Origin of the sequence: Polaribacter sp. Hel1_33_78 (assembly GCF_900106075.1) — a bacterium.
Lineage (GTDB): Bacteria > Bacteroidota > Bacteroidia > Flavobacteriales > Flavobacteriaceae > Polaribacter.
Genome location: NZ_LT629794.1, coordinates 2,741,278 through 2,757,158, shown reverse-complemented (window position 1 = coordinate 2,757,158; position 15,881 = coordinate 2,741,278). Strand labels below are relative to the sequence as shown.

Sequence of the window (15,881 nt, the reverse complement as noted above, 5' to 3'; positions counted from 1 at the left end):
AAATCGTTTCAGGATCGTTTATGAAAATTTAATTTTTTCTTGAATTGGGTAGATACCGAATTAAATTCAGCATCATAAAAAGGTAGTGGTGAAAGCCTGCTCGAACGCCATAAAAAAATATTAACAAATCTCATTTTAGTTTAAAAAGGTTTTGTATTTTTGCGCCCACTTACTACGAGATGGTAAGATTTTTAATAATCAAGGTCGAGAACCTTAAAAAATTAACAAATTATGTCTGTAAAGATTAGATTACAAAGACACGGTAAAAAAGGGAAACCATTCTATTGGATCGTTGCCGCTGATGCTCGTGCAAAAAGAGATGGTAAATACTTAGAGAAAATAGGTACTTACAATCCAAACGTTAACCCTGCAATTATTGATTTAAATGTTGATAAAGCTGTAGAATGGTTACAAAATGGTGCACAGCCAACCGATACTGCAAAAAACATTTTATCTTATAAAGGTGCGATGTTAAAAAATCATTTAGTTGGTGGTATTCGTAAGGGTGCTTTAACTCAAGAGCAAGCAGATGCAAAATTTGCAGTTTGGTTAGAAGAAAAAGCAGCTAAAGTTTCTGATAAAGAAGCAGGATTATCTAAAGCACAATCTGAAGCGAAAGCAGCAGCATTGGCAGCAGAAAAAGCTGTGAACGAAGCAAGAATTGAAGCAGCTAAACCAGTTGTTGAAGAGGTTGTTGAAGAGGCAGTTGCTGAAGTTGAAGCAGCTCCAGAAACAATTGATGAAGCAGCATCAAAAGCAGCAGAATAAATTATAAAGAATTACGATAATGCGTAAAGAAGATTGTTTTTATTTAGGCAAAATCGTAACAAAATATAGTTTTAAAGGCGAAGTTGTTATCAAATTAGATACAGACGAGCCTGAGTTGTATAAGGAAATGGAATCAGTTTATGTCGAATTTGGCAGTAATCTGGTTCCATTTTTTATTGAAAAAAGTTCACTACATAAAGGGAATCAATTACGTGTACAATTTGAAGATGTATATTCTGAAGAAGAAGCAGATTCAATTTTAAAATGCGGAATTTATTTACCTATGGATTTATTGCCAAAATTATCTGGAAATAAATTTTACTTTCATGAAGTAATTGGTTTTACAGTTGTGGATGCTAATTTTGGAGAAGTAGGGACAATTGTTCATATAAACGACAAAGCTGCGCAGCCACTTTTTGAAATTGATAGAGAAGGAAAAGAAATTTTTATTCCAATGATTGACGATTTCATAAAAAAAGTAGACAGAGAAAACAAAACGATTCAGGTAGAAACTCCTGGTGGTTTAATAGAACTTTATTTATAGTTTACATATTCTGAACCTAGTTCAGTATAAGAAAGAGAGGTGGCCGAGTGGTCGAAGGCGCACGCTTGGAAAGCGTGTATACGGCAACGTATCGAGGGTTCGAATCCCTTCCTCTCTGCATTTAAAAACTTCATCTATTTGATTTTCAAGTATTTGAGGTTTTTTAGTTTCTTTATTTGTACGATTTTTGTATTGTTAGGCTTTTTTTATTGGTTTTAACCCTTTAATTGGTATTTAAAAATACTTTTAAAATTCATAAAAAACCCACATCGTTGAGAGGTGGGCAATTGCTATGAAAAAGAAAGTTAAGAAAATCTCTAAAAAACATTCTAGTATAATAATTTTTTAATTAAAAAAAAATAAAGTTCTTTTTAAAGCTTCATTTCTTACATTTCGTGCATTACCAAGACATTAGTTAATCATAATTTTTTTATGTATAATTTTTTTATTTACTTCAAACCTCAACAAATAGATACCGCTTTTAACGTCTGGCAGTTCAATTTTAAATTTATTGGAATAATACTTTTTGTCAAATATTTTTTTACCTAATAAATCTATTATTTTAACTGTTACCCTATTTTCAGAAACGGGCAACTTAATAAAAAATACTTTATCTGTTGGATTTGGATATACTAATAATGCCTTATCTAAGTTTAAATGATTAATGGAGAGAATACTTGTATTTATAGGGTATTTATAAAAACAAACTAATTCTAAATTATTTGTATTAACTATAAAGTTTCCAGTACCTGTATTTTGCGCTAAATATGAAATTTCTGGATTAGTTCCAGGGTATTCTGAAAGCGTAAAAATAATATCACTTTTAGAAACCTCGATATTGGTTATAGTTGCAGAACCTGCATTTGATAACTCGAAATCTTCTGCAATTGTTGGTATTATTAATTCGTTAGCATCTGTTTCAACGATTAAGGTAGTTTCATTTGATAAGTAAGCATTTGTTATCATCGGGGGGTTTATTTCTAATAAAGTAGATTCATTGTATAAATCTCTCATTACTAAAGGAAATATTCTATCAGCAAATTTTTCGTAGCCATCTTTAAAAGGAAAATGACACCCATCTGTATGGTGGGTAATGCCCGCTGTAACCATAATTTGTATATCTGAATTTTCATAAGCAAGCTGTCGTTGTGCTTCTTTAACTTCCATTAACTCAACTCCGCAACCTTTTTTTGATTGAAAAATATAAGTTTGCTCAATATTTGTGTAATCTGTCAGCCACGATTTTTTTAAATTAACAAATGCATTTTTATATTGAGTTATTGTTGTATTATTTCCATTAGATTCTCCCTGAGACCAAAAAATAGCTCTTACATGATTTTTAAGTCTCGTATTTTGAAGTCTATAATAAAGCCTTCCGTAATTCGAACTCAATGATGTTTTGTAATCTTCAGGTGCTTGAAAAAAATCAATCCTCTCTCCACCATGGGCTCCATTAAATATTGCAATAGGTGTGTTAGTCTCACTAATTATGCTATTCGCAAGTTTTAAGCCCCATTGCCCTGTATTTCCATTGCCCTCAGTCCCTCCATCACCTTGTCCAATAAACCACTGAGAACTATTTTCTAAATTTGTCGCACTAGGCGTTCCACTTGCAAAAACACGAATGAAATTGTTTCGATTGCCATTAGCACTTCCGTTATATTTATTGGCTCTTGCATTAGATTGTCCTTGAATAATGTAAACATCACCCGCAACAATATCTATTACTTCTTTTTCTAGGGTTCTAGTGCCCTCTGATAAGCTATAAATCTTTATTGAATAGTTGGCTAGTTCTGCTAAAATAGGGATACTAAAATCAAATGATGCACTGTCAGAATTGTAATCTAATGTTTTTGTAGTGGTGTTCTGAATCTCATCATTTCTATAAAGCTCTACCTCAATAGAGCTGTAATCAACTGTTGAGTTACTAACTACTCCTTCTATAATAATGTTACCAATATTGGTGGTTAAGTCCCTTCCTACTAATTGTTTATCTAATGGGATTTTATTAAATGTAACTTGCCCATAGCAGAGGGTAAATAATAACATTAACACGGCTGTTGTAATACTCTTTTTGTTTCTTAATTTTTTCATAGCAATATTTTTTTTTGAAATTTAATATTCAATATTAAATAGATTTACAATATTTAATATGCGGTAAACCGCAATTTAAAGTGTGGATTTCCGCATTTTTTTGAAATTTATTTTGCTGTTCGGGAGATTAGCGCCTAATGAGGTTAAAACTTTTTTTAGGTATAGATTGAGCGGTTATCCATAATGGAATAAATGGAATAAGTAAATAAAATAATTTTTTCATAGCATTTTTTTTCTGATAATTAAGCTTCAAAAGTAATTACTATGATGAAAGTATTTTATGACTTAAATCATAAAGCTCATTTTTAAATTATGCATTAGTCACAAACTATTTTATTAATAAAGTTTTTGAAACAATTTTTTCAATCTGTAAAACATCTTCTTGAGGTAACTTTCTTATGTCTTCATTTGATAGTTTTAAATTATTAATCTGAATATAATTATTCACTTGCATTGTCTTGTTATTAGAAACCAATCCTGAAAGCTGTATAAAATGTTTTAATGCTGTGGGGTTGTTGTCTTGAACACCTATTAAATATAATTTCTGCAAAGCGTTTGTGCTCATTATTTCAATTTGACCTTTTACAAGTTTATTGTTCGTATCTAAAAAACCATTATTTAAGTGATTGTATATTGTTTGCCTTGATAAATTGGTGTTTTTGCCTATGTTTCCTAACGAGGGAAAATGTCTGTTTTCTAATATGAAATTATGAATATAACTTGTAATTATAGAATGATTAGTTTCATAGGTTGTATTTCTAATATCTGTTTTTATATCTTCATCTTCAGTAATGTAAAGAAGCATTTCAATTAAATCAAACTCATCACTTTCTGTATCATTGTAAGCTTGTTCAACTCTTTTTCTTAAACTTTTATCAACGTCATATTTGTTTTTAGGGTTTAATTCTAAATACTTTTTTAGTTCAGAAACTGAATTTAAGTTTTCGTAATCTGTCAACTTTTGTAAAGTTTTATTTTGTTTCATTTTAATAAAAGTTTAATTAATTAAATAATAATCTGCTAAATCAAAACCATTTTTAAAGGCTGTTTTTTCTAATAAATTACTAACTGCAATTTTAAAACCTTGCTGGTTTAATTCATTCGCTTTAGTATTCCAAGCATCAAATTCGCCTTTATCAGGAAACGCAATACATTTTCTTTTTTTTAGTGGTTCTAATAATTGTATTTTAAAATTTGATTTGCTTCCTGTGGCAATCCAAATGTATTGAGGTAAAAATATACTCATCATAATTGCTGTTTTTTCACTCTCTACAATTGCAATTTCTTTTTGATAATCTGTATTTATAAGATGCAAACCAAATAAGCATTGATTAAGGTTAAATTCGGGCTCTTTTAAAGCGTTATGCAACCAGTTGATATGATTGTAAGGTTCTTTTATTCTTGTGCCTGTAAGCTTATTGTATAACATTATTTTGCAAGCGTGTATTTGCTCTTTAGTATCAATCTGCCAAAATAAAGTTGCATTATTCCAAAAGTAATTTGCACCAGTTAAAAAATATTTTTGTGTAGCTTCAAAAACCTCATCAGGTGTAAAAATTGTACTTAAATATTCTGTTAAGTTATCCTTTGTAGGTTTATCATTATACAAAGTATCTAATATTTCTAAACTGTGATAAGTTGGTTCTTTTTTTAGTGTAAGAAAACTATTTGAAAATTTATTTTTAAAAGGCTCGTTTTCTGTATTGAAATACTTGCTTTCATTGTTTAAATAAAGAATAGTAGAGGTTTTTAAATACCATTCTGTTAGCCAACAATTATTTTCTGTTTGCTCTAGAATTTGTGATTTTGGGACTATTGAAATTACACCGTTTAAATCTACTAATTTATAAGCCTTATCACTTATCTTTTTTATAGTGTGAAAATCAATTAAAAAGGCTCTTTTGCCTTTTGGTGGTGCTTTATGGTATTGGCAGTTTTGCTCCCTGTCGCATCTGCCAAAATCAGTAGACAAGTATTTGCCCTTTTCTGTATCAACGTAATAAACAAACGTCTTTTTATTACAGTTAGGGCAAATAAATTTCTTACTACTTTTATCTAATGAAAATTTAAAAGTAGCCATTAAAAATGATGTTTTGTTGATGTTATGAAAGCTACATTTCCGATACTTTTACGCTCCACTAAAATTTTAAAATGTCGTAAACGTTTCATAAAATTAGACTTGTTTACTGGTCTAAAACCGTCTTCAATACAGTACATTTTATATTTTTGATACAGTTCGCTTATTGTAGTGTAATCAGTAGCCGTTTTATACTCATAGTCTTCAATAAACATTTTAACGCTGTCGCTTTGTTTTTCGTAATTACTACGAGCCATTTCAACGGCTTCACATTTACTGAATTTCTTTTGTTTCAATACCCTGTCAAGTCCTTGCAATATCCAGTTAAAAACGCCTGATAATTCGTTGTTAATTATCTTGTTTGCGAGTTCCTTATCTTGTTTGTCTTCAGGTATTGTAACATCAAAACCTATGATTAAAAAACGTCTGAAAAAAGCGTTTGTATGCTCTACATCTTTTGGCAATTCATTACAGTTGAAAATTAGCTTTGCGTAATCATTTAAAATAAACGGTTCGCCATAAGGTAAACGAACGCTTAACGGTTCGCCTGATGCCATTTGTTTAAAAATATCAGTTTCCAATTTGCCATTTATTTCTGATGCGTAATTGACTAACTTACTGCCTATTTTTGCCCTGTAATAACCGTTTTCGTTTGTTAAATCTTGTAAAGAATAACTACTAAAGTTTTCAGTTCCTAAAAGTGCATTGAGTATCTCAAAGAATACGCTTTTACCATTTGCACCAGTACCATAAAGAATAAGCATTTTTTCAAGTTTTAAAACACTTGGTTTTATAAAAATATACCCACAATATTCTGCAAATATTCTTTGTTTGTCTGCATCAGGTAAAACCTCATCTAAATACTTTTTAAATAGTGGTGCGGTTGCTTCAGGTTCGTATTCAAAAGGTAGTTGATGCGTTAAAAAATCTTTTTTGTCAAACGCTCTTAACTCTCTTTTTGTTGGTGTTATTTGATACGTTCCGTTTTGTAGATTGATTAATACATTTCGTTTATTGGCTTTTGGCGTTGGTAAATAAGCATCTGCCATAAACTGTTTAAATAACTCATCTTTAAACGTGTGAATTTTACCTTTGAATTTATTAACGCCCATTTTTAAAGCGACGTTTCCTAAAAAGGATTGAAAGCTTTCTTTGTTGATTTCATTCCAGTAACTGCCATTGTACAAATAAATAAAACCGTTCTTTTTACATAAACCCCAGTTGTTAAGTTTTGCAATTTTAAGAAGTTGCTCAATACAAAGTATTAAAAAATGATTTTTAGTAAGCTTAAAACTGTCTAACTTTTTAACGAGTTTTCTGTATTCTTTTTGCTCGGCTTTATTTTTAGTATTGAAACTGCCGTCTTCATTATAAATAAAAGGCTGTAAGTCTTCAATTTGCTTTTTAACGGTATCAATATCAGGAAACGCCAGTATTTGAAAATCTATTTTACTGATGCTGTTTGATAGTTCCTGTAAAATGTCATCAGTTGTTTTTTCTACGGATTGCAAACTGTCTGAAAGTTCGTTAATATTACTTTTAACAAGCTTATTTATGTTTTCTTTGTTCTGCATAGCTTAATCGTTTTTAGTTTGATTAAACATTGCAAATACATCATAATCAGTAGTTAAATAGTAAGCACTAAAACCAGTTATTTTGCATATCTTTTTTTCAACCTCATAGAGTAAACCTTGTTTTTCTAAATTGCGTTTTATTCTGCAAATATTTTTTTGCGGTACGCCAGTAGCTTTGCTAATCATTGTATTTGTAGCGGTATGCTTCAATAAATAATTAAATATGATTTTAGATTGATTCCTGAATTGCTTATTTTTGCCTTGTTCTAAACTTTTTAAATTAAGGCTTTGTGTATTCGTGTTACTCATAAAGCCTTTATTTTTTAAGTTGTTGTAAGCTGTTTAATAATTCCGCTTTTTTGTAGTATCTGCGGTTTCCAATACCATAAGCAATAACTTTGCCTTTGTTAGTCCACGCCCATAAGGTTGAACTATCAATTTGTAAGAAGTTACAAGTTTGCTCCCTTGTTAATAACTCATCAGGATTGTGAGTTTGTAAAGTTTCTTTAAAGTCATTTAATTGACTTTTAACGCCGTCTTTGATTAACTCTTTAAGAGTTTGCGTGTTTAAATTTTCTAATAAAATACTGTTTACCATTTTTACAATGTTTATGATTAATAACACTGCAAATATTGGTTTGACTTTGTATCCTAAAAGACTATGCTTTGTACCTTTTTAGGTGTGTTTTGTACCTTTTGAGTTTTCTAATATTTCATTGAATATGATTAATCGTGCCTTATTAGAATTTTCTTTATAGTTCGTGTATCTTATTTTTGTGAAAGTAATTTGATAAATATCATTTATCCAATTAACCATATCTTTTTTTCCTATGTTTTTATTGATAAACCCTTTATCAAACATAACATTATACATAAAGTCAAGATTTTTATTATAACTACTTTCTTTTATTTCAAATGCATCATACATTTTTTGCCAAACTTCAAAGTAATTATCTTTAAAAATTTCAGGATGTAATTCCTTTTTAACCTCATCAGGTTTTTTATTTTCTGTTTGTTGAGGTTTATAAATTTGATTTTCAAGTTTTAATAAATCAATATTTTTTTGGCAAAATTCATCAAATAGAAAACCGTTTAGATGTTTTGGTTCTTTAAGGTTAACATCTAAGGTTAACATTGCAGTTCCTAAATAATCTAAATTTATTTTATCTTTTTGATATTCTAAAAGCTTATTGCTCCAGTAGTTTATTTTTTCAGTAGAGGTTTTAAATAAAATACTTTCATTTTCATATTTATACCAATTATCACTTTGATATTTTTTTATAAAAAGTTGGTTTTTATTTTCTGTTTTTTGATGTTGCTCTAATTTATTTAAAAGATAATTTTTGTAAAAGTCAAATTGTTTTTTTTCTGATATACTAAAGTTTTCAATTGTATTAATAATAGATAGTTCAGAATTTATAAAATCTGATTCTGTTAAACTGAAGCCGTCTTTTGTTTTACAAAAAATAAAATTTTCAGGATTTTTTAAAATAACGTGATTAATTGTATCCAGTTTTGAATTAATTTCTTTTGTGCCGTCTTTTTTTTCTACTTTATCACTATTGAAATAATACCAAATTGAAATATTATTCTCGTATATTTCATTGATATTTGATTTATCAGCTTTAATGTTTTTGAATTTTGCCTTTTTAAATTGCTCATCAAAATTTTTTAAAAACTTTTCTATTGGTTTCATTGCAATTTCTTTTTATGTACGAAATGTACCAAATGTACATTAAAAAACAACTTTATTTTTTTGATTAAAAGTATTTAGTTATTTCGAGTGCCAAATCTTTATTGCTTTTGCCTATGTAGTTTAAAAACATAATCTCTGAACTATGCCCAGTAATGTATATTAAATAAGTGGTTGGTATTTTACCATAAAAATTAGTAGCAAAACTACGTCTACCAATATGAGAGGTAACCAGTTCGTATTTTTTATAAATGCCTGATTGTTTTCTGTAAATCTTACTACCTTTTTTGGTTTCAATCATTTTACTGCCTGTGGTGGGTTCGTTAATTTCTGCCAGTTCACAAACTATTTTTATAAAGTCATTATACTTTTGGTCTGATATTTTATAAGGGAAATTTCCGTTTCTTTTATTGAGTATTTCTAAAACCTTTGGGTGTAATGGTACTGTCATATTTTTACCAGTTTTTTGTTGAGTAAATTCGATTAAATGTTTACCGTTTTCAATTCTTATTTGCTCTTTGGTAAATCTCATAAAATCTGAAATTCTTTGTCCTGTATAAACGCTAATAATTAACCAGTCTTTTGCATTTTCTAAACTATCAGTTAACTGTTCTTTACTGATGTTTTCAATTTTAGATAAGTCTTCAAATGATAGGTATATTTTAGATACTTTTTCTTTTTCTAACATTAAACTGTCTAACTGCGGATGCGTTTCAATACCTACAAATCGAGCGTGTTTACAAAACGTTTTTATGATTGCTAATTCTCTTTGTATTGTGTTTTGTGCGTATGATTCGCCTTTGCAATAAGAAACAAACTCATTTTTAAAACTATCGTTTACATCTGCAATAAGTATTTGTTTTTTTCTGAAGCTTTCAAGTCTTTGCAATTTGTGTTTGATAACTGTAAACTTGCTTTTGGTTCTTTTTTTGATTTCGTGTTTACGGTACTCAATATAAAAATCAATATAATTGACTAAATCTTTAGGAATTGCTTTGTCTTCAGTCGGTGGGTTGTAATAATAATCTATTTGCGAGGTTAACCAGTCTTTTGTTATGCTTTCAGGGTTTACAGAATTGAAAGACTTTAAAACGTGATTTTCTATTTTATTGAGTTCGTTGTTAATTTCAGTTTGTAGGTTTGTAATCTTAATATCTTTAGATTTCTTATTGTGTTGTTTGCTCCAGTAAATTTTTGAAACCTCAACTTTTGTTTTTGCTCCGAAAACATAGTCTTTAGAATTATACCTGTATAAAAGCCTTAAATTTAAGTTTGCTTTGTCTTTAGTTGAACGGTATAAGAAATTAATTGAAGCCATACAGATATATTTTAATAATACAAATATAAAATATTGTACGGTATTTGTACGATAAAACTAAAATTAAATCAAACTACATCAAACTAAACAAAAAAAGAATATCTTTGTAAAGCCTTTGTTTGTTTGATTAATCAATATTTTTTCAAGTTTTTTAGGGTTTTTGTAGAGGTGTAGATTTTAGTTATTTGTAGTCCCTTCCTCTCTACAATTACACTGGTAGTCCACTAGTTACATTTAATTAGTGCTAATTTAGGAATTACCTAGTGCATTAAGTTGAACTTGAACAGCATGGAAAAATCCAATAGCTCGGATAAAAAACAACTTTGAACGTTTACGAAATTATACTTCTTTTTAGGGTACGTATCTTGAGTTCAATAAAATAAAAATAATTTTAAATATCGTAGTTAAAATTAACTCTAGCAAAAATAGTACTAGTGCCATTACTTTTTCGTTCTTTAACTAATTTTGAATCAATATAAAGTTGAACTTTTAATTCTGCTTCACTAAAGTTGTTTCTAAAGCCTTCTCCTCTGATTGTTTTATATTTATAATTTTCAAAAATGATTTTTAAAGGAAGTGAATTTCCATCAATATCATATTCGAAAGGATAGGCTTTGGCAATATCAGTGCCAATACTAAAATCGTAATAAGTTATCATCACTTCATCATAATTGGGTTCGTTGGTTGTAAAAATAATTTCAATATCTTTTGTAATAAGTTCTTCTAATTCCTGAGGTGTTAATAGATTATTTTTTTCACAAGCGAGTAGGGCCAAAAGGATGAGCATTGCCGTAAACTTCTTCATTAAATAAAAGTAAAATAATTAATAGTCAAATATATTAAATCTCTAGTTACTTTTAATAGTTTGTCTTTTTTAATGCTAACCGATCGTCAGGATAAGGAAAGAGGTACGAATAACTAGGTAATCTCATGATTGAAAATAAAAACAAACAGATTGCCACGTCGTTTCTCCTAGTAAGGACAAACCCACTGTGTGATATAATCTCATGAAAAAAAGTATTATTACGAAGCATTAGGAACGAATGAAGTAAAAAATGAAGTTGCTAAATGATGAGGTTTCATTTTTAAAATAGTTAGTTCTCTACAAGATTGCTATTGGCTGATTTTGTTATAAATTTGTACTTATACAAAACAAGTGCACATTTAATTTTTGTGTGTTTTAAAAAGCATTGAAATAATTTTTAGTTTTTAAATGAGTCAACCTTTTAAATTTAAAGAATTTACTATTCACCAAGCTAAAACAGCTATGAAAGTTGGTACTGATGGTGTTTTACTAGGTGCTTGGTGCGCTTTGACTGAGTATTCAGATTCAATTTTAGATATTGGTGCAGGTACGGGTGTTATTGCTTTAATGCTTGCGCAACGTTCTGATGCCATGACCATAGATGCTGTTGAGGTTGATGAAAATGCATATGAACAAACGGTAGAAAATTTTGAGCATTCAGATTGGGGAGATCGTTTGTATTGCTACAATACTACTTTTCAAGAATTTGCTGTTGAAATTACTGAGGAAGAAGAAACCTATGATTTAATTGTTTCGAATCCACCATTTTATACGGAGACGTTTGAATCTGCAGATGAGGCAAGAAATAAAGCGCGTTTTACATCGTCTTTATCTTTTGAAGAATTGATTATTGGTGTTTCTAAAATTTTATCAGAAAACGGTAAGTTTTCAGTAATTCTCCCTTTTAAAGAAGAAGATTCTTTTGTTAATTTAGCCAAGCAACATAATTTATTTTTAAATAGGGTTTGTAGAGTTCAAGGCAATGCATCTTCAGCAATAAAAAGATGCTTATTTGAGTTTTCTTTTCAGCCATCAAAAATTAGAGAAGAGCATTTAGTGATAGAAACTGGTCGTCATCAATATACCCAAGCGTATATAAACCTGACCAAAGATTTTTATGTAAAGATGTAATTTGATTTTTTATCAAATTTGTATCGAGATATTTTGTTAAAAACTCTCGATACAAATTTTTATTTTTCAAAAATCACAGGAATAAACAAGCTTCTATCCCATTACATGATTAGGATTATATCCTAAATAAGGCACTTTTTTTTCTGTGAATTTTATTCCATGTTCCTCTAATTCTTTTAAGATAGGTTCATAAACCTCTTTTGTAATTGGTCTTTGAACACCAGGGCTTGTAATTTCTCCTTTTAAAATTTTTAAAGCAGCAATGGCAACTGGCAAGCCTACTGTTTTGGCCATAGCGGTATAGGTTTGATTTTCTCCGGTAACAACTAAACTGCTTTCAATTTGATATTTTTTTTCATTAATTTCATAACCAAATAGATGCTGCATTACAATCATATCTTTTTCTTCTTCTTGCAAGGTCCAAGAATCCAATAAAATTTTCTGTAATATTTGAGCAGGCGTGGCATTTTTAAGTCCAATTTTTTTCTTCGGATTAAAAATATCGAGTTCTATTAATTTTTCCCACATTACATCATCTTGATCAATTTTTAGATAAGATCGTAATTTTAGTTCTACAGAGTCCGATGGAGAGTAGGCTAAAAATAAGTTTACAAAATCTCGGTAACTCATGTTTTCTGAATCTTCAATGGTATAAGAATCATCTGTCATGCCTAATTGCACAAAAATATTCCAAGCTCTAGAAAAACCTACTTTTCTTATGGTTCCTCTATACATTGTAGCGATTGTATCTAAACCGTAAATACTTCTGTATGCGAGAGAATCTCTATTTGCATAGGCTTCATAATTGGCATTATTTATTTTTAAGAATTCTGTTCTCCTAAATAATTTATGATACGGTATGTATTTATAGGTGCCTTCTTGGATAAACATGGCAGCGCCTCCTTGCCCTGCTAAAACTACGTTTCTTGGGTTCCAAGTAAACTTATAGTTCCATAAGTTATTATCACTTTCAGGTGCAACCAGTCCACCACAAAAAGATTCAAACAATAACATTTTAGCATCATTTTCTCTAATTCTATCAATTATTTGCATGGCACTCATGTGATCTAAACCAGGATCTAAGCCAATTTCATTCATAAAAACCAAACCTTTTTCTTTTGCTGCGTCATCAAGAGCTTTCATTTCTTCAGAGATGTAAGATGCAGTTACCATATGTTTTTGAAATCTGATGCAATCTTTTGCGACTTCTGTATGAAAGCGAGCAGGCAACATTGAAATAACTAGGTCTGTTTTTTTAATTTCTTTTTCGCGCTCAAATGCATTAAAAACATCTAGAATGATAGCTTTGGCATTTTTATGATGATTGATTAATTTCAGTGCGTTTTTTGTTGAAATATCGGCAATGGTGAGCCGTAGGTCTTCTTCATTAGATTTATCTAATAAATATTTAATGAGATAAGAACTTGATTTTCCGGCACCAATAATTAGAATATTTTTCATAAAAGAAAGATGTATTTTTACAAAAACGAAGATACTCTATTTGTTTAAAATTTAACAAAAACACATAAAAATGTTTAAAAATATTATAATTACTTGTTTTTTAGGATTATCAGCAGTTATTTTAGGGGCTTTTGGAGCACATACCTTAAAAGAAATACTGACTGCAGAGCAATTATTGAGTTTTGAAACCGCAGTGCGTTATCAAATGTATCATGCTATTGTATTATTATTTGTAAATATTTTTGAAGGTTTTTCAGCGAAACAAAAAAATGTAATTAGTATTATGTTCTTCATGGGGGTTTTATTCTTTTCTGGATCAATTTACCTAATTCAGCTTACCTCAATTACGTCAAAATCTATTTGGTTTGTAACACCTTTAGGAGGTTTTTTCTTTATAATAGGTTGGGTTTCAATGATGGTAATATTTATAAAAAAATACTTTAACAAATAAAATATTAATAATTTTTGAGCAAAAAGAGTCCTGTTTTAAATTATTGTTTAATTTTGTAGGATACTAAAAACAACAAATTATATTGATATGGTAGATACAAATACGAAATCGATTTCGTTAAATAATCTAGGAATCAAAAATGCAACAATTCGTTATCAGCTAAATTCTAATGATTTACATGATGCAACAATAAAAAAAGGACAAGGTGTTGTTTCTTCTTTAGGAGCACTTGCTGTGAATACAGGAGAATTTACGGGACGCTCACCGATGGATCGTTTTATTGTAAAAGACAACGTTACGAAGGATGAAGTTTGGTGGAGTAAAATTAATTTACCTTTTGAAGAGGATAAATTTGACAAGCTTTACAACAAAGTTGTGGATTATTTATCTGAAAAAGAAATTTTTGTAAGAGATAGTTTTGCTTGTGCAGATGAAAATTATAAACTAAGCATCAGAGTTGTTAATGAGTATCCGTGGAGTAATATGTTTGCCTACAATATGTTTTTACGACCAACAGAAAAAGAATTAGAAAATTTTGCTCCTGAATGGACCGTAATCAATGCACCAGGTTTTATGGCTGATGCAGCAATAGATGGAACAAGACAGCACAATTTTGCCATTTTAAATTTCACAAAAAAAATTGCATTGATTGGCGGCACAGGCTACACAGGTGAAATTAAAAAAGGAATTTTTTCTGCGCTAAACTTTATACTTCCTGTTTTTAAAAATACGTTACCAATGCATTGCTCTGCAAATATTGGTAAAGAAGGAGATACGGCTATTTTCTTTGGACTTTCTGGAACAGGAAAAACAACCTTATCTACAGACCCAAATAGAAGTTTAATTGGTGATGATGAACATGGTTGGACAGAAGAAAATAAGGTATTTAACTTTGAAGGAGGCTGTTATGCAAAAGTGATCAATTTATCAAAAGAACAAGAACCAGAGATTTTTGCAGCCATTAAAAAAGGAGCAATTTTAGAGAATGTAGTCATGGATGACCAAGGAGCGATCGATTTTACTGACACTTCTATAACTCAGAATACGAGAGTTAGTTATCCAATTTATCATATAGATAATATTCAGAAACCCTCCATAGGTGAAAATCCAAAAAATATTTTCTTTTTAACGGCAGATGCTTTTGGTGTTTTGCCTCCAATCTCTAAATTAACGCCAAGTCAAGCAGCATATCATTTTATATCTGGTTATACCGCAAAAGTTGCGGGTACAGAAGCAGGAGTAACAGAGCCTATGCCAAGTTTTTCAGCTTGTTTTGGAGCACCTTTTATGCCATTACATCCCACAAGATATGCAGAAATGTTAAGTAAAAAAATGAAGGATGCCGGAGTTAATGTTTGGTTGGTGAATACAGGTTGGTCTGGCGGTAAATATGGAGTTGGCAGAAGAATGCCCTTGAAGTATACACGTGCTATGATTACTGCTGTTTTAAATGGTGATTTGAGTGATTATACTTATGAAAATTACCACATTCATTCAGTATTTGGAGTTGCACAACCAAGAACTTGCCCAGGAGTTCCGGCAGAATTATTAAGCCCAAGAACAACTTGGAATAATGATGACGCTTATTATAAAACTGCTTTTCAATTATCGAATGCTTTTAGAGTAAATTTTAAGCAATTTGAAGAATATGCAAGTGAAGAAATACGCAGAGGAGGTCCGCAGAGATATAACTTTTAACTATTTAATACTTATTGGCTAAAAAAAACATCTCTTTTAAGAGGTGTTTTTTTGTTTAAGAAAGGCGCCATCCTAAGAGAGCTTTAAATCGTTGATCATTTTATTGAAAATAATACTTGTATTTAAGTTTATTTATATTGATTATTCTGAATTGTAATTCGAAAGCAGTTATAAATTGTGAATACTACTTTAGATTTAAAATCATATATTTAAAAAATAAAATATTAATCGTAAAATGGTACGCCTTATTTACAAAAACTAAAACCT

The 15,881-nt window shown here is 29.7% G+C and carries 15 protein-coding genes and 1 tRNA gene; 6 read left to right on the top strand and 10 right to left on the bottom strand.

Going from position 1 to position 15,881, the window contains the following annotated elements; translation table 11 throughout:
* The first annotated feature begins 231 nt into the window (after nt 1-231).
* The 3 genes from BLT88_RS11975 to BLT88_RS11965 all read left to right on the top strand — a co-directional run bounded on the left by BLT88_RS11975 (nt 232) and on the right by BLT88_RS11965 (nt 1,430).
* Nucleotides 232-768 carry a 30S ribosomal protein S16 gene (locus tag BLT88_RS11975; protein WP_036783362.1) on the top strand — a complete coding sequence of 179 codons (537 nt, stop codon included), beginning with the start codon at nt 232-234 and terminating at the stop codon, nt 766-768.
* A 19-nt stretch (nt 769-787) separates the two neighbouring features.
* A complete protein-coding gene (gene rimM, locus BLT88_RS11970) occupies nt 788-1,312 on the top strand; it encodes a ribosome maturation factor RimM (protein WP_036783365.1) in 525 nt (174 codons plus the stop codon).
* A 33-nt stretch (nt 1,313-1,345) separates the two neighbouring features.
* Nucleotides 1,346-1,430 (top strand) — tRNA-Ser (locus BLT88_RS11965).
* A gap of 293 nt (nt 1,431-1,723) precedes the next feature.
* On the opposite strand, the gene BLT88_RS11960 is transcribed toward BLT88_RS11965, so the two are convergent.
* From BLT88_RS11960 to BLT88_RS11920, 9 genes are all read right to left on the bottom strand, one after another.
* Complete coding sequence (locus BLT88_RS11960) at nt 1,724-3,406, bottom strand: sialate O-acetylesterase (protein WP_091954992.1); 1,683 nt, start codon at nt 3,404-3,406, stop codon at nt 1,724-1,726.
* Between the two features lie 328 nt (nt 3,407-3,734).
* On the bottom strand, nt 3,735-4,391 hold the full coding sequence (locus BLT88_RS11955; RefSeq protein WP_091954989.1) for a hypothetical protein: 657 nt from the start codon (nt 4,389-4,391) through the stop codon (nt 3,735-3,737).
* 12 nt (nt 4,392-4,403) lie between these two features.
* The gene (locus BLT88_RS11950) at nt 4,404-5,486 is read right to left on the bottom strand and encodes a DUF6371 domain-containing protein (protein ID WP_091954987.1); all 1,083 of its coding nucleotides are present in this window, start codon (nt 5,484-5,486) and stop codon (nt 4,404-4,406) included.
* Nucleotides 5,486-7,057 carry a phage/plasmid primase, P4 family gene (locus BLT88_RS11945; RefSeq protein WP_091954984.1) on the bottom strand — a complete coding sequence of 524 codons (1,572 nt, stop codon included), beginning with the start codon at nt 7,055-7,057 and terminating at the stop codon, nt 5,486-5,488. The genes BLT88_RS11950 and BLT88_RS11945 overlap by 1 nt, the downstream gene beginning before the upstream one ends.
* Before the next feature lie 3 nt (nt 7,058-7,060).
* Nucleotides 7,061-7,366 carry a hypothetical protein gene (locus tag BLT88_RS11940; protein WP_091954983.1) on the bottom strand — a complete coding sequence of 102 codons (306 nt, stop codon included), beginning with the start codon at nt 7,364-7,366 and terminating at the stop codon, nt 7,061-7,063.
* Nucleotides 7,367-7,373: 7 nt separating this feature from the next.
* Nucleotides 7,374-7,655: a helix-turn-helix domain-containing protein gene (locus tag BLT88_RS11935; RefSeq protein ID WP_091954982.1), complete on the bottom strand. Its 282-nt coding sequence runs from the start codon at nt 7,653-7,655 to the stop codon at nt 7,374-7,376.
* Between the two features lie 78 nt (nt 7,656-7,733).
* Nucleotides 7,734-8,753 (bottom strand): hypothetical protein, encoded by a 1,020-nt coding sequence (locus BLT88_RS11930; protein WP_091954980.1) that lies wholly within the window; start codon nt 8,751-8,753, stop codon nt 7,734-7,736.
* 64 nt (nt 8,754-8,817) lie between these two features.
* The gene (locus BLT88_RS11925) at nt 8,818-10,068 is read right to left on the bottom strand and encodes a tyrosine-type recombinase/integrase (RefSeq protein WP_091954978.1); all 1,251 of its coding nucleotides are present in this window, start codon (nt 10,066-10,068) and stop codon (nt 8,818-8,820) included.
* A gap of 391 nt (nt 10,069-10,459) precedes the next feature.
* Entirely contained in the window at nt 10,460-10,873 is a 414-nt protein-coding gene (locus tag BLT88_RS11920; RefSeq protein ID WP_091954976.1) for a hypothetical protein, read from the bottom strand.
* A gap of 408 nt (nt 10,874-11,281) precedes the next feature.
* Between BLT88_RS11920 and BLT88_RS11915 the strand changes: the two genes are divergently transcribed.
* Complete coding sequence (locus BLT88_RS11915; protein WP_091954974.1) at nt 11,282-12,004, top strand: tRNA1(Val) (adenine(37)-N6)-methyltransferase; 723 nt, start codon at nt 11,282-11,284, stop codon at nt 12,002-12,004.
* A gap of 93 nt (nt 12,005-12,097) precedes the next feature.
* Here BLT88_RS11915 and BLT88_RS11910 read toward each other — a convergent pair whose 3' ends face one another.
* A complete protein-coding gene (locus BLT88_RS11910; protein WP_091954972.1) occupies nt 12,098-13,465 on the bottom strand; it encodes a saccharopine dehydrogenase family protein in 1,368 nt (455 codons plus the stop codon).
* A 70-nt stretch (nt 13,466-13,535) separates the two neighbouring features.
* Here BLT88_RS11910 and BLT88_RS11905 point away from each other — a divergent pair, with 70 nt between their 5' ends.
* A complete protein-coding gene (locus BLT88_RS11905) occupies nt 13,536-13,916 on the top strand; it encodes a DUF423 domain-containing protein (RefSeq protein ID WP_091954971.1) in 381 nt (126 codons plus the stop codon).
* 87 nt (nt 13,917-14,003) lie between these two features.
* The gene (gene pckA / locus BLT88_RS11900) at nt 14,004-15,614 is read left to right on the top strand and encodes a phosphoenolpyruvate carboxykinase (ATP) (protein ID WP_036783378.1); all 1,611 of its coding nucleotides are present in this window, start codon (nt 14,004-14,006) and stop codon (nt 15,612-15,614) included.
* Nucleotides 15,615-15,881: the final 267 nt, after the last annotated feature.

Coding starts and splice junctions, on each gene's coding strand:
- BLT88_RS11975 (WP_036783362.1), top strand. CDS start 232: ATGTCTGTAAAGATTAGATTACAAAGACACGGTAAAAAAGGGAAACCA.
- rimM (WP_036783365.1), top strand. CDS start 788: ATGCGTAAAGAAGATTGTTTTTATTTAGGCAAAATCGTAACAAAATAT.
- BLT88_RS11960 (WP_091954992.1), bottom strand. CDS start 3,406: ATGAAAAAATTAAGAAACAAAAAGAGTATTACAACAGCCGTGTTAATG.
- BLT88_RS11955 (WP_091954989.1), bottom strand. CDS start 4,391: ATGAAACAAAATAAAACTTTACAAAAGTTGACAGATTACGAAAACTTA.
- BLT88_RS11950 (WP_091954987.1), bottom strand. CDS start 5,486: ATGGCTACTTTTAAATTTTCATTAGATAAAAGTAGTAAGAAATTTATT.
- BLT88_RS11945 (WP_091954984.1), bottom strand. CDS start 7,057: ATGCAGAACAAAGAAAACATAAATAAGCTTGTTAAAAGTAATATTAAC.
- BLT88_RS11940 (WP_091954983.1), bottom strand. CDS start 7,366: ATGAGTAACACGAATACACAAAGCCTTAATTTAAAAAGTTTAGAACAA.
- BLT88_RS11935 (WP_091954982.1), bottom strand. CDS start 7,655: ATGGTAAACAGTATTTTATTAGAAAATTTAAACACGCAAACTCTTAAA.
- BLT88_RS11930 (WP_091954980.1), bottom strand. CDS start 8,753: ATGAAACCAATAGAAAAGTTTTTAAAAAATTTTGATGAGCAATTTAAA.
- BLT88_RS11925 (WP_091954978.1), bottom strand. CDS start 10,068: ATGGCTTCAATTAATTTCTTATACCGTTCAACTAAAGACAAAGCAAAC.
- BLT88_RS11920 (WP_091954976.1), bottom strand. CDS start 10,873: ATGAAGAAGTTTACGGCAATGCTCATCCTTTTGGCCCTACTCGCTTGT.
- BLT88_RS11915 (WP_091954974.1), top strand. CDS start 11,282: ATGAGTCAACCTTTTAAATTTAAAGAATTTACTATTCACCAAGCTAAA.
- BLT88_RS11910 (WP_091954972.1), bottom strand. CDS start 13,465: ATGAAAAATATTCTAATTATTGGTGCCGGAAAATCAAGTTCTTATCTC.
- BLT88_RS11905 (WP_091954971.1), top strand. CDS start 13,536: ATGTTTAAAAATATTATAATTACTTGTTTTTTAGGATTATCAGCAGTT.
- pckA (WP_036783378.1), top strand. CDS start 14,004: ATGGTAGATACAAATACGAAATCGATTTCGTTAAATAATCTAGGAATC.